This window comes from Falsochrobactrum tianjinense (genome assembly GCF_019100495.1).
Taxonomy (GTDB): Bacteria; Pseudomonadota; Alphaproteobacteria; order Rhizobiales; family Rhizobiaceae; genus Brucella; species Brucella tianjinense.
In genome coordinates, this window is record NZ_JAHRVA010000006.1 from 41,081 (window position 1) to 53,224 (window position 12,144).

Below are 12,144 nucleotides of genomic sequence, written 5' to 3' on the forward strand. Positions count from 1 at the left end.
GTAATAGTTTTTAGCGCAGGCGACCACTTGCGTGGGCAAGCATGGTGTAGACCTTGCCCGTATCCGAAGTCAGATAGGTTTGCGTCACCATATTGTCGCGGTCATTGCGGGCGACATCTTCGAGCAGGCGCTGGAAGTCGTCCATGTACCGATCAACCGCGCGCCGGAACTCTCCATCCGACTGGTATTTGCGCTTGATGTCGTCAAAGGTCTGCTGTCCCTTGAGCGTGTAGAGGCGACGTGTGAAGACATTGCGCTCGCCGCGGCGATAGCGGTCCCACAATTCCACCGATGCTTCGTGATCGATGGCGCGAGCAATATCGACCGAAAGCGAGTTGAGAGATTCAACGACATGCCTTGGCGAACGTGGAGCCGCGCTTGGCTGCGCCGATGGCTGCATGGTTTCATCGTCTTCGCGCGAAGCACGGGCCAGAAGATCCGATACCCATCCACGCGGCTTCTCGCTAGCGGACGCAGTTTGTGTGGCCTGCGGAGCTTCGACAGGGTGCGAAGGCACTGCTGTATCGGCCTGTGACAGGGCGACCGGGGCCTGCACCGGAGCCGGAGCACGACGCGGCGTCTGCGCGGGGCGGGAAACCGGGCGATCTGCACGGCTTTCGCCCACATCGACCAGACGTCCAGACTTGTTGACGATTTCTGCCAGTTCCTTAAGCGCGTTGATCTGCTCGCTCACCGCCTTGCGCATCGCGCTTGTGGTTTCCTTCGCTTCCGCTGGCATATCCAATACGCCGCGCTTAAGTTCGCCGCGAGTGCTATCCAGCTCGGTGCGAATTTCGCTTGCCGTGCGACGGATATCGTCGGTTGCGGCGGAGAACTTCTGCGATGCCTGTTCAACAATGTCCGATACGCTTTCGCGCATCTTTTCCGCTGAAGCACGGGTCTGGCCTTCAGCTCGTTGGAAAGCGGAAGTAACAACCGATTCAAAGGACCGCATAAGCTTTTCGACGCTTTCGGACTTCTCAACGAGCCCCGAAGCAAGCTTGTCCAGTGCCTGATGCCGATCTTCCAATGTGCCTGCAAGACCGTTCTGTGCTGAACCGATCATGTCGGATGCCGTTGAAAGCACCTTACCATGCTCTTCGAAGCGTTCGGCAATGTCGGCGATCTGCGACAAAGTGCTGTCGGAAAGCGCGCGTAACGTGCCGATATTACCATCAATAAGGCCGGTCGAAGCCTGGAACATCTGTGCGGCGCGATTGGCGTTTTCCACAAAGCTTGAGGTGGTTTCGACCAGACGCCCATCGATATCCGTCAGATTACGCGCTGCCGCATCGATCAGCTTGCCCAACTCGCCATTCGAGGCGGAGAGGCGGTCGATCAATTCGCTTACATTGTCCGACAAGCCGGACTTGGCCTGCTGAACGGCTGCGATGGTTTCCGCGGTCCGACTCGCTAAGGCATTGACCAAAGCCGCATTTTCCGCACGCAGGCGATCTGTCGCCGCGTGGGTCGCTTCTTCAAGCTGCTGTGCCAGACCGCGTCCGCTGTCGGCAAGACGCTGCACAAGCGGTTCGGCGGTATCGTTGAGAATCTGCGTGATTTCCTGCGAGCGCGCAGCAAGAACAGTATTGAGTTCCCGCGTGCGTTCTTCGAGCGTGACCGCTGTGGTGTCAGTGACCTGCGCGATGCGCGCTTCGACGGAGCCCAGCTCCATCGTAATCCGCGAGCCGATATCACCAAGGCGGGTGGCGATGGCATCCGCGCGTTCGGTGAGGCGAGCCTCGGTGCCCGACAGGTTTTCGGTAACGCTCGCCGAGAAGGCTTCGCTGTGACCGGCAAGTGTCTGGCTGGTCTTGGAGGCTGTTTCGGCAATGCGCGCTTCGATTGCACCCAATTCGCCGGTAAGCCGGCTTTCGATAGCTTCAAGACCGCCTGCAATGGCGCTTGCGCGTTCATTCAAGCGGCTTTCTGTACCAGCGAGATTGTCCGCAACACTGGCGGAAAATGCCTCGCTCTGGCCCGCAAGGGTAGCACTCGTCTTGGAGGCCGTATCCGCAATGCTGGTTTCAATGGCGACCAGACGGTCGGCAATGGCATTTGCATGTTCACCCAGACGCTCTTCCGTGGCGGACAGGTTGCTGATGAGATGGGAACTGAAGGTTTCACCAAAACCGTCAAGTGCCTCGCCAGCCTTTGCCGCTTCGGCGGAAAGGGTGCTGGCCGCTTCGGTAATTTTTTCGCGCAGCGATCCCGCAACCACTCCTGCGCTCTGCTCAAGGGCGCGGCGAACATTGTCAACGCCGATGGTCAGCGCCTTTTCCATCGTCTGCGTACGCTCATCAATGATGCCGGTCTGGCCTTCAAATGCCTGGCTGATGGTGCTGCTGCTGCTTTCAATTGCTTCGTGCAGATTGGCAGTGCGCTGCGAAAGAATATCGCCATGGTCCTGTAGAGTCTGGCTCAGGGAAGCGGTGGTTTCAACCAGCGTGGAGCGGATCGTGTCGGCTCGGCTTTCGATTGTCTGCTCATGCCCGTCAAGAATATTGGCGAGTGCGCTATTATGATCGCTTAAGACCGAGCGCAGGCCGCTCGTGCGTTCCTCTACCCGGCGCACATGATCGCTGAAAGTGGTCTCGAATGCGTCGCGGCTCGCGCCGATCGTTTCATTGAGAGCTTGCGACCGCTCATCCAGTACGCGCGCCAATGTATCCTGATTATCGGCAATGAGAGCCTGAAGCGATCTGACCCGTTCATCGAAGGTCTGCGCAAGCATTTCACGATTTTCATTGAAACTATCGCGCAATGCAGTGGTTCGTTCATCCAGAAGCTGAGAAAGCAGCGCCTGATTTCCGGCAATGACATTATGCAGAGATGCGGCACGCTCTTCCAGCGAACGGGCGTGGTCTGCAAAGGAAGTATCGAGGCGTGTGGCATTATTCGCCATTTCCTGCTGAAGCGCCGCAGTACGCTCTGCAAGGATGGCGGCATGTTGCTCGGCAACTGAATTAAGTGCCGATGCACTGTTGCTGACGGCATTTTCTATGTCACCGGTGCGCGCTGCAAGCGTGTCCGTATGTCCGCGAATGATAGCAGAGACGCGTTCGGATTCCCCTTCGAGCGAGGAGGCCAGAATGTCACGGCTTTCGGCAAGCTTGCCTGCAAAGGCCGAGGCCTTTTCGTTCAGAACATTCCCTACGCTTTCGCTGATCGATGTTAGGTCGCTGCCGATTCTGACCTTGGTTTCATCAATCATCTCGCTAAGCGCGGTGCGGCCACCGGAGAAGGTTTCCGCGATCTCGCGGGTGCGGGCAATGAGGTTTTCATTGATCTGCCGCGAGCGTGCTTCAAGCGCGGCATTGAGCTTTTCGGTGCTGTTATCGAGCGCATGCGCGCGCGTCTCGAATTCGGAAAGCAGAGAGCGCCCGCGCTCATCTAGCGTCGTTTCAAGACTGGCCAAGCGTGTATCGAATTCGCTGACCATCGATTGCGTGGCGCCACCGAGAAGAGTGGTGATACCCGTGACGCGCTCGTCCAGCGCTGAGCTGACCCGCTCGGAAATATCGCGCGAGTGCTGATCCAGCGTTGCAATGCGCGTATCCAGCTCATTGGCAAAAGCCTCCCCGGAAGTAGTGATGCGCGAAGCAATGTCTCCGGTACGCTTTTCTATGGCGTCGGCAATCGCGCCACCACTCTCGTTGATGCTGCCGATCAGGCGCTCGCCTGAATCGCCGAGAAGCGAACTGAGCTGCTGAGACGCGGAAGCAACATTATCGCGTATGATATTGGCCGCGCTCGACAATTCTTCCTTGAGATGTTCATGTGCACCAGAAATCGAAGAGCGGACACGTTCCGCATGGCTGACGACGGCTTCGCGCTCATTGCCAAGTTCGCTGACAAGCGAACGGATGCGTACTTCATTGTCGCTATAGGCGCGCTCAAGCTGATTGACTTCTGATTGAACCAGCGTTTCCAATTCAACGGCACGCGCAAGCGTGCGCTCGATGCCTTCATTCATTGCCGCGACTTCGCGGCGGACAGCTTGGCTGAGTGTGGAAACGCGATCACCGGCAACTGCTTCAGGTTGGAGAAGCTTTAATGCCGCCTCAGACATGCTACGTGCGGCAAACTGCATCTCCTGTGCGCGACGAACAAGATGCGCAAAGCCCCAGAACATCACGACTGGCAATGCTACGCCCGCTGCCACACCGATACCGGCTGGCGACGTGAAGAACTCTTTGGTTGCCTGCAAGGTGGAGAATACTTCCGGGCTGATCGCCTTGCTGATGGCGATACCGCCTGCGGCCCAAAGTACGCTGATGGCGGTTGTCGTCCAGTAAAGTCGAGATGATTGCTCGGTGACGCGGCGCGGCGCGGCGGAAAGGGCGCGACCATTGCGGGAATCGTCATTAGCCGGAGTGCGGGCCGGATTGGCGGATGGCGCCAGCGAAGGCGCGGCTATTGCCGGTTTTGCAACGGCTTCCTGCTGGGTGGCTTTGGATTTATTGGCAGGGGATTTATTGGTGGGCTTGGCAGAAATACTTTCCGCAGCGGGTGAAACGGATGCTGCAGCATGCACCACAGGAGGAACCGGCGGCGCGGCTGGGCTTGCGATCACAGAAACGGCTTTGATGACATCGGAACTGGAACTGCTGGTCGCAGGTACTTCCACAGAGGCGGGGCTCGTAGCCTCACTCGTCTTCGTGCTCTGCTCGGCGACCAGTTCTTCGGCCGCGCGCGAAATCTGCTGCTCCAGATCGTCAACCGAGAATTCGTCGTCAAATGCACTCAGATCCATATCAATATCGAAATCATCGTCGAAATCGATATTGAGTGCTTTTTCCAACGCTTCTTCGACCTCGTGATCGAGCTTTTGCGCCTTGGATTTGGAAGCCATTGCTTTGCCTACCTCGTACTCATTACTGTGACGGCCCGACCCGAAGAGCCATTACAAAACTTATTCCGCCATTTTGCATCGTACCGGCTCAACCTTGTTAAGGAAATAGGCAGGGTTGCGCGATGCCTAAAACTTTAAATACAAGGTTAACAAGAATGGGTCGCAGCTATGAAAAAGTCCGGATTTCCGGCCTTCCGGCCTTCACGATCATTCTGTGGAAATTAATTATATGCGATTATCCACGATAATGCGCGCTCTGAATTCGTTAACGGAATCCGCGTTAGACATGAATTCCATACGGCATTTTGGCGCACTTCTCTGCTTCCGTGCGGGCCAAGTGTTGAACTTGTGGGCATAAGGCCGTATCTGCCAGCGCAAGATCACACGTAAACATCTTGCCATGATTTCAAATGTGAGTCAGAAAATTTCAATCGCGCCGGGTCGGCGCGTTCAGGGACCGAACTGAAAATGACAAAAATTATATTCGTTTCCGCTGATGGTGTTTCGCGAACGGAAGTCGAAGCCGACAACGGATCGAGCGTGATGGAAGCCGCCATTCGCAATGGTATTCCCGGCATTGATGCGGAATGTGGCGGAGCTTGTGCCTGCGCAACCTGCCATGTCTATGTTGACGAAGACTGGACGGACACAGTTGGCGGCCCCGATGCGATGGAAGAAGACATGCTCGACTTCGCCTATGAAACGCAGCCCAATTCGCGCCTTTCCTGCCAGATTCGTGTAACGGATGACATTGATGGACTCGTAGTAAGGGTTCCCGAGCGCCAAAACTGACCTCAGTGCTGCTTCTCGCGCATCTGTTCCATTTTGTAGGTAAGCAGCCGTTCAAAACGACTTTCGAAATTGATGGTTTCGACACGATCGAAAAGCTCTTGCGCCCGGTCATGCGCTTTCATCAACTTTGCAGTGATGTTGTCGATATCAGCGCGCAGTGCAGCGCAGTCCGTGCGGCTGCGTAAAGCCCGGATCTGCCGTTCCATCTGACTGGCATGGCTGCGAGCGATAACGATATGACTCTCCTCGTGGCGCCGAATATCACGCAACAGCGTATCCCACACTAACGCCAGTTCGGATGAAGCTTTGCGGCGTTGTTTCCAGCGCGGCAACATGACCTTGGCATGAATATTCACATAAACGTCCTGTACCTTGCAGGCGATATTGCCCGTAGCACGTCCGTAGCGAACCTTCGCATCGAAACGGATTTCCGCTGCGCCAGGATGGTGTTGACCAGTCTTTTTGAGAAAAGGACCGCTGCCCGACAATGCCTTGTCGAGATCAGCCGCCGTCTTTCCGTTGATATCATAATAGCTTACAGTGCGGAAAATAGATGCCGCTTCGGCTTGAGGCGCTACAAAAATCAAAGCGAGGCCAAAAGCCAGAACCCGTTTCCTTAAAGACATGTTCCGGGACCTCTTCATAAAATCAGAAAGAAACTCATAAATCATCCATGTGCAACATGGCATGCATTCGTCAAGAGAACTATAACAACAGCTTGGACGATGATATTGCGCGTGCCAATCCGTATTCCGCCTGGCATGAAAACAACCGGAATTTCCTGCAATGATGAAACAATGGCAACTCGCCCATGGTCGTAGTCTTCCACTGGGCGAAAAATCCGTAATTATGGGCATCCTGAATGTAACACCTGATTCTTTTTCCGATGGCGGGCGTTACACCACGCTGGATAAGGCATTGGCGCTTGCGGAAAAAATGCTCGAAGAGGGTGCCACAATCATTGATGTCGGCGGCGAATCGACTCGTCCGGGTGGCGCATCGGTCGATGCTGAAACGGAGACAGCGCGAGTGGTTCCGGTTATTGCGGCATTGACAGAACGTTTCGATTGCCTCGTTTCGGTCGATACTTATCGCGTATCGACTGCTCGGCTTGCAGTGAAGGCGGGCGCCCATATCGTCAACGATGTGTGGGGACTGCAAAAAGAGCCGGAAATAGCACAGGTTGCCAAGGACAGCGGCGCAGGATTGGTCATCATGCATACCAGCCGCGACCGCGCGGTCAATCCCGATGTTATCGCGGATCAGTCCGCCTTTCTCGATATCTCGCTGCAAATCGCCCAAAAATCGGGGATCGAAACGTCGCACATCGTGCTTGATCCCGGTTTTGGCTTCGGCAAGGAGGCAAAGGAAAATGTCGGATTGATGGCGCGGCTGGAGGAACTCCAGCGCTTCGGCTATCCGCTGCTTGTCGGAACATCGCGCAAGCGTTTTATCGGTGCTATAACGGGGCAGAGTGAGCCTTTGATGCGCGATATCGGCACGGCTGCGACGTCTGTGGCGATGCGGCTGGCAGGTGCCGACATTTTCCGGGTTCACAATGTCGCTTTTAATAGGGATGCTCTTGCCGTTGCGGATGCTATCTTGCAGAGCAAAGCAGATACAGAACAGGAAACAAGGCCGTGTACACAATCCGCATCATGAATTGCGCCTTCTTCGCGCATCACGGCGTCTTCGATGAAGAGCACAAACTCGGTCAGCGTTTTTATGTCGATGCGGTACTAGATGTCGATCCGGGCAATTCCTTGGAAAATGATGATATCGAAGGCACAGTCCATTACGGCATCGCTTTTACCGTTATTCAAGACATCGTCACTGGCCGCCAGCGCTATCTGATCGAAACGCTGGCGCTTGATGTCGGGCGGGCACTGGTCGAGCGCTTCCCCCAGATCAAGCGCGCCGAAATCACCATCCGCAAACCCAATGCGCCAGTGCCGGGCGTGCTCGATCATGTTGAAGTCACGGTGGTATATCCACGTTGATGAGTGCCAAATTACCTTTTAGCGCCTGGCTTGGTCTCGGCGGTAATCTCGACGATCCGATGGCATCCATGGCGCGCGCATTGCGATCGCTTGATGCGCGTGGGGATACACGCGTAATTTCGGTTTCTCCGGTTTACCGCACGCCCCCATGGGGCAAGACGGATCAGGCATGGTTTCGTAATGCATGCGCTGAAATTCAAACCACGCTGGAACCGTTGGCGTTGATCGAGACATGCCTTGAAATCGAACGCACGCTCAAACGTGTGCGGCTGGAGCGTTGGGGACCGCGCATCATCGATATCGATATTCTGGCTATGCAAGACGAAGCGGGCAGGGCGGTCGTAATCGATGAAACATCGCTTATCCTGCCGCATCCGCGCATTCAGGAGCGCGCTTTTGTGCTGGTGCCACTCAACGATATCGCGCCGGACCTCCATATTGCAGGCAAAAGCGTTGCGGAATGGACGACGGATTGCGAGCAGTCGGGAATAGAAAAAGCCCGCACGAATGCGGGATGGTGGCTGGAGCAGCTATAACTCTAATTCTTGGCGATACTGCCGACGGCTACATTGTCGATCCGCTTGAGACTCATGCCGATTACCGGAATAAGGTTCTCTTCCACGCGAACCGATACGGTGACATTCATCGTGTTCCTGTCGGCCACGCGTGCCAACATGGCGCCGTTGAGTTCTTTGCGGTTAAGGCCGAGAATGACCTTGTTTCCGCTCACTGAGCCCGATGTCACATTCAGCCCTTTGCCTTCGGCGCCATCATTGAACTTGCCGGAATAGCTGGAGCCGACACGGGTCACGGTGGCCTTCATCGGCTGAGAGAAAACGCCGACCCGGCAGGAGCCATCAAGCGTCATGCCCACCGCCTCGTCGGGCGTGGAGCCTTCAAGTGTGCAGACGAATTTCGTACCCTTATATTTTCCGGCGACAATCTCGCCGGGGCCGGTCCATTGGCCCTCGATCGACTGAAAGAACTTTTCATCCCTGTCCGCCGCCACGGCAGGCGCAGCCAGAAGCGATGCAGGCAGCAGCGTGAGGCAGGCAACGATGTGTTTTTTCATGTTCAGCTCTGTCCGGAATTCCGACCCGTAGGTGGATTTCTAATGATTGTCATCCAGTATAATTCGACGATGCAGGGCCTAGAGTGTTCTACCCTATCATGTCCTTCTATAATCGTAGCGAATGGTTAACGCTTGGTTTGCGCGCCGATTAAAGTCATCAGGATTTGCATAGAGCAAGTAGCATTTAATTGCCAGCTTTTGCCTTTGTGTTTTTCTCGCCAGCCATTCGGGCAAGATCGCCGATGAAATCGCCGACTCCGGGGCGTTTTTCAGCATTGAATGGAAAGGGGCGGACAACATCCATGGCCGCAATGCCGATACGTGCCGTCATAAGACCGTTGACGACGCCTTCGCCAAGCTTTGCCGAAAGCCGCGATGCTAGCCCATGGCCGACGAGCTGCTGAATGACACTGTCGCCCATGGCCAGCGTTCCTGTGACGGCCAGATGCGCCACGACACGACGTATAAGTTTCATGAAGCCAAGTGTTCCCGGCCGCCCGCCATAAAGCTGTGAAAGCCTGCGGATCAAACGTGCTGATTCAAAGATGACATAGCCGATATCAACAAGCGCACGCGGGCTGATGGCCGTCACAATGGATACGCGCCGCGATGCATTCATGATCAATGCGCGTGCCTCACGGTCGAGTGGTCGCAATATTTCCGTCTCAGCGAGGCGGATGAGATCACGTCCGTCGATGATGTCGTCGGCCAGGCTATCGAGCATCTGTCTGCCGCGCGCGGTTTCGGGCAGGTTGCTGGCAATGCCGCGCAAGGCGTCGACCACCTTTCTTGCTGCCGCCATATCGTCGCGCGCAGTTGCATCGGCCACATCTTTGCGCAGATGCTGAACCGAGGCTAGGCGGCGCAAGGCAATCAACTCCCGGGCAATGATAGCTATAAAGGCTACAAGAGCGACGAGCGCCACACCCAGCGCCGTCCAGCCAAGCCAGTCGGCGCGAGCGAACAGCGCCCGGATAAGGTCTTCGGTCCAGATGCCGACCGCAAATGAGATCAGTATGCCCAAAGCCCAAAACAGGATACGGCTCAACGACCAACGGCTACGAGGCTGTGCTTCAAATGTGGGGTCCAGCGCCGCCAGTTCGACTTCTTCTTCATCGCTAAGTGTAAAAATATCCTCATGGGCCACGATCTGTTCGAGATTGGTAACGGCGCGAGGGCGTCGTCGTGGCGTTTCCTGCGCGGGTGTCAGTTCCGGCGACTGCTTTACGCTAAAGGCTGCGGGTTTGCGTGGAGGCTTTTCATTCATGCCAGACGGTCCCCGATAAGAAATTGCAGGGCGCGATCAAGCCTTATATGCGGCAGGGAAAGCGTGATACCCTCCGCGGTATGCTCCAGCCTGGGCGGGCGAAACCGCACGAAACGAATGGCGGTTTCTTCATTCGAGACTTGTTCAAAGATTACATTAGGATTACGTGGTAAATCTCCAGGAAATATAGCTGTTTCTGTTTCTCCATCAAAAAACTCCCCGTCGATCCGCTCACCCTTGAGTGGTGTTCCGACAATCACGGGTAGGGTGTCCTTGCCTTCCTTGACGGTCGCCTCGCGCGTTGCGCGCACTGCGGCCATTGCCAGCACCTCTATATCCGCGCCCGAAAAGTCCGCGCGCTCAATCGCCCGTTCCACGAGTCGCCTTACGATGGCCTGCAAACGGTCATGGCTTTCATGATGGAGGTGGTCAGCCTTTGTGGCGGCCACCAGAATGCGCCCGATCCGGCGCTGGATCAGCCCCGTCAGCAGATTGGAGCGCCCGGGGCGGAAGCAGGAAAGAATGTCGGTCAGCGCGCGTTCAAGATCGGCTACCACCGCGCCGCCGGCATTCAGAGCCTGCATGGCATCGATAAGAACGATCTGTCGGTCCAGACGCGCGATATGTTCGCGGAAGAACGGTTTTATGACATGCGTCTTATAGGCTTCGTAACGGCGCTCCATCATCGCGGCCAGACTACCGTTTTTGAAATCGTCCGGCGACAGGTGTGGCAGGGGCGCAAATGTCAGCGCGGGCGAGCCATCGAGATCGCCCGGCATGAGAAAACGCCCCGGCGGCAGGGTGGATAGCGCGCGTTCGTCGGCTTTCCCGGCACGCAAATAGGCAGTGAAGCTTTTCGCCAGCCGCTGCGCGGTTAATTCGTCAGCGCTTTCGGACCCCTTTACAGTTTCGGCCTCCGTCAGCCATCCACGCGCCAGATCCTTGTGGGTAGGCTCCTGAGCAAGCGAGAAGGAATCGGCGCTGAATTCGCGATAGGACTTTCCCAGCAACGGTAGATCGAGTAGCCATTCGCCCGGATAATCGACAATGTCGACCGAAAGCCGCCCCGGCGACAGCCAGCGCCCCCATGCGGATGCCGTTTCATATTCAATGGTCAGGCGAAGCTGTGATATTGCGCGAGTGGAATCGGGCCAGATACGTTTATCCAGCAGTGCTGAAAGATGTTCTTCATATTGAAAACGCGGAACGGCATCGTCAGGTTGCGGCTCAAGCATGGAACGCGAAATCCGGCCCGATTTATAGGCTTCAAACATCGGCAGCCGACCGCCATGCACCATATTATGTACCAACGCGGTGATGAAAACCGTTTTCCCGGCTCTTGAAAGGCCGGTAACGCCCAATCGGAGCGAAGGAGAGAGCAGACCGCTTGCACGCTCGGTCAGCGTATCGAATGCGATCTTTGCTTCATCGCCGAAACTGGTCAGTTTTGCCAATTGCTTCCTCGCGCATATTACTGCTTACCAGCGCCATAAATAAGAACCTGTCCGTCAGATTGACAAGAAACAGAAGCTTCCATCGTCCGTCACGAAATGACTCGTGGTATGGGAAAACTCTCCAGAAAGCCCTGTTTGCGCGCTATTTCCGACAATGGCTTTTCAAATGAAATCGTAGCAAGCGCCGCAGTCGAAAAGCCCCCGACCAGCCTTGCAATGCTATCCGTGTTGCCATGACCGCACAGCGTCAGCGCCACATCTTCAATGGTGGGATTATGCGCGACCAGCATCAATCGTTCCACATCGCCATGCTGTGTGATCGCCTTCATATATTCGCCCGGCCCGCCATGATAGATCGCATCGTCAATTATTGCCTCAATCTCGATACCCAGACGCTCGATAAGACCAAATGCGGTTTCGCGGGTTCGGCACGATCCCGAAAGTACCACCCGGTCAGGAAAAATGCATGATTTTTTCATGGCCTTGGCCAGCAAGTCCAGAGCCGCACGACCTTCTTCAGCAAGAGGTCTGTCGAAGTCGTTCATGGCAGGCTTTGCCTTTACAGCCTTGGCATGGCGGAGAAGAAGAAGCTGGCTCATCGATACGGCCTCCGGGCGGTTTATCCTCGATACAACACCTTTGTGCCATATTTGTCTTTGGATTTCTTTGACTGGATGGTCTTTCGACCAACTTTTTAGCGTGAG

The 12,144-nt window shown here is 55.8% G+C and carries 9 protein-coding genes and 2 pseudogenes; 4 read left to right on the plus strand and 7 right to left on the minus strand.

Going from position 1 to position 12,144, the window contains the following annotated elements:
• Positions 1-10: 10 nt before the first annotated feature.
• Together KUG47_RS13385 and KUG47_RS16875 are read right to left on the minus strand one after the other, a co-directional pair.
• Positions 11-4,444, minus strand: a pseudogene (locus tag KUG47_RS13385) (apolipoprotein A-IV repeat region-like domain-containing protein); the annotation flags it as partial.
• 74 nt (positions 4,445-4,518) lie between these two features.
• Positions 4,519-4,855 (minus strand): annotated as a pseudogene (locus KUG47_RS16875) (hypothetical protein); the annotation flags it as partial.
• Positions 4,856-5,323: 468 nt separating this feature from the next.
• Here KUG47_RS16875 and KUG47_RS13390 point away from each other — a divergent pair.
• The gene (locus KUG47_RS13390; RefSeq protein WP_217678484.1) at positions 5,324-5,647 is read left to right on the plus strand and encodes a 2Fe-2S iron-sulfur cluster-binding protein; all 324 of its coding nucleotides are present in this window, start codon (positions 5,324-5,326) and stop codon (positions 5,645-5,647) included.
• Between the two features lie 2 nt (positions 5,648-5,649).
• Here KUG47_RS13390 and KUG47_RS13395 read toward each other — a convergent pair whose 3' ends face one another.
• On the minus strand, positions 5,650-6,273 hold the full coding sequence (locus KUG47_RS13395) for a DUF922 domain-containing Zn-dependent protease (protein ID WP_217678485.1): 624 nt from the start codon (positions 6,271-6,273) through the stop codon (positions 5,650-5,652).
• 160 nt (positions 6,274-6,433) lie between these two features.
• Between KUG47_RS13395 and folP the strand changes: the two genes are divergently transcribed.
• Genes folP through folK form a run of 3 tightly spaced genes read left to right on the plus strand, consistent with a single transcriptional unit; the run spans position 6,434 to position 8,183 of the window.
• Positions 6,434-7,309 (plus strand): dihydropteroate synthase, encoded by an 876-nt coding sequence (folP, locus tag KUG47_RS13400; protein ID WP_217678486.1) that lies wholly within the window; start codon positions 6,434-6,436, stop codon positions 7,307-7,309.
• Entirely contained in the window at positions 7,288-7,647 is a 360-nt protein-coding gene (gene folB, locus KUG47_RS13405; RefSeq protein WP_217678487.1) for a dihydroneopterin aldolase, read from the plus strand. Before folP ends, folB begins: the two co-directional genes overlap by 22 nt.
• The gene (gene folK, locus KUG47_RS13410) at positions 7,647-8,183 is read left to right on the plus strand and encodes a 2-amino-4-hydroxy-6-hydroxymethyldihydropteridine diphosphokinase (protein WP_217678488.1); all 537 of its coding nucleotides are present in this window, start codon (positions 7,647-7,649) and stop codon (positions 8,181-8,183) included. Before folB ends, folK begins: the two co-directional genes overlap by 1 nt.
• A gap of 2 nt (positions 8,184-8,185) precedes the next feature.
• Here the strand turns inward: folK and KUG47_RS13415 are convergent, their stop codons facing one another.
• The 4 genes from KUG47_RS13415 to KUG47_RS13430 form a co-directional block, all read right to left on the minus strand.
• Positions 8,186-8,719 carry a hypothetical protein gene (locus tag KUG47_RS13415; protein ID WP_217678489.1) on the minus strand — a complete coding sequence of 178 codons (534 nt, stop codon included), beginning with the start codon at positions 8,717-8,719 and terminating at the stop codon, positions 8,186-8,188.
• Positions 8,720-8,903: 184 nt separating this feature from the next.
• Positions 8,904-9,986, minus strand: a complete 1,083-nt coding sequence (locus KUG47_RS13420; RefSeq protein WP_217678490.1) for a YcjF family protein — start codon at positions 9,984-9,986, stop codon at positions 8,904-8,906.
• Positions 9,983-11,440, minus strand: a complete 1,458-nt coding sequence (locus tag KUG47_RS13425) for a YcjX family GTP-binding protein (protein ID WP_217678491.1) — start codon at positions 11,438-11,440, stop codon at positions 9,983-9,985. The genes KUG47_RS13420 and KUG47_RS13425 overlap by 4 nt, the downstream gene beginning before the upstream one ends.
• Positions 11,441-11,529: 89 nt before the next feature.
• A complete protein-coding gene (locus KUG47_RS13430; protein WP_217678492.1) occupies positions 11,530-12,039 on the minus strand; it encodes a SixA phosphatase family protein in 510 nt (169 codons plus the stop codon).
• Between the last annotated feature and the right edge of the window lie 105 nt (positions 12,040-12,144).

What these genes read in the sequence shown, in the direction of transcription:
- KUG47_RS13390 (WP_217678484.1), top strand. Translation starts at nt 5,324, where the DNA reads ATGACAAAAATTATATTCGTTTCCGCTGATGGTGTTTCGCGAACGGAA.
- KUG47_RS13395 (WP_217678485.1), bottom strand. Translation starts at nt 6,273, where the DNA reads ATGTCTTTAAGGAAACGGGTTCTGGCTTTTGGCCTCGCTTTGATTTTT.
- folK (WP_217678488.1), top strand. Translation starts at nt 7,647, where the DNA reads ATGAGTGCCAAATTACCTTTTAGCGCCTGGCTTGGTCTCGGCGGTAAT.
- KUG47_RS13415 (WP_217678489.1), bottom strand. Translation starts at nt 8,719, where the DNA reads ATGAAAAAACACATCGTTGCCTGCCTCACGCTGCTGCCTGCATCGCTT.
- KUG47_RS13420 (WP_217678490.1), bottom strand. Translation starts at nt 9,986, where the DNA reads ATGAATGAAAAGCCTCCACGCAAACCCGCAGCCTTTAGCGTAAAGCAG.
- KUG47_RS13430 (WP_217678492.1), bottom strand. Translation starts at nt 12,039, where the DNA reads ATGAGCCAGCTTCTTCTTCTCCGCCATGCCAAGGCTGTAAAGGCAAAG.
- folP (WP_217678486.1), top strand. Translation starts at nt 6,434, where the DNA reads ATGATGAAACAATGGCAACTCGCCCATGGTCGTAGTCTTCCACTGGGC.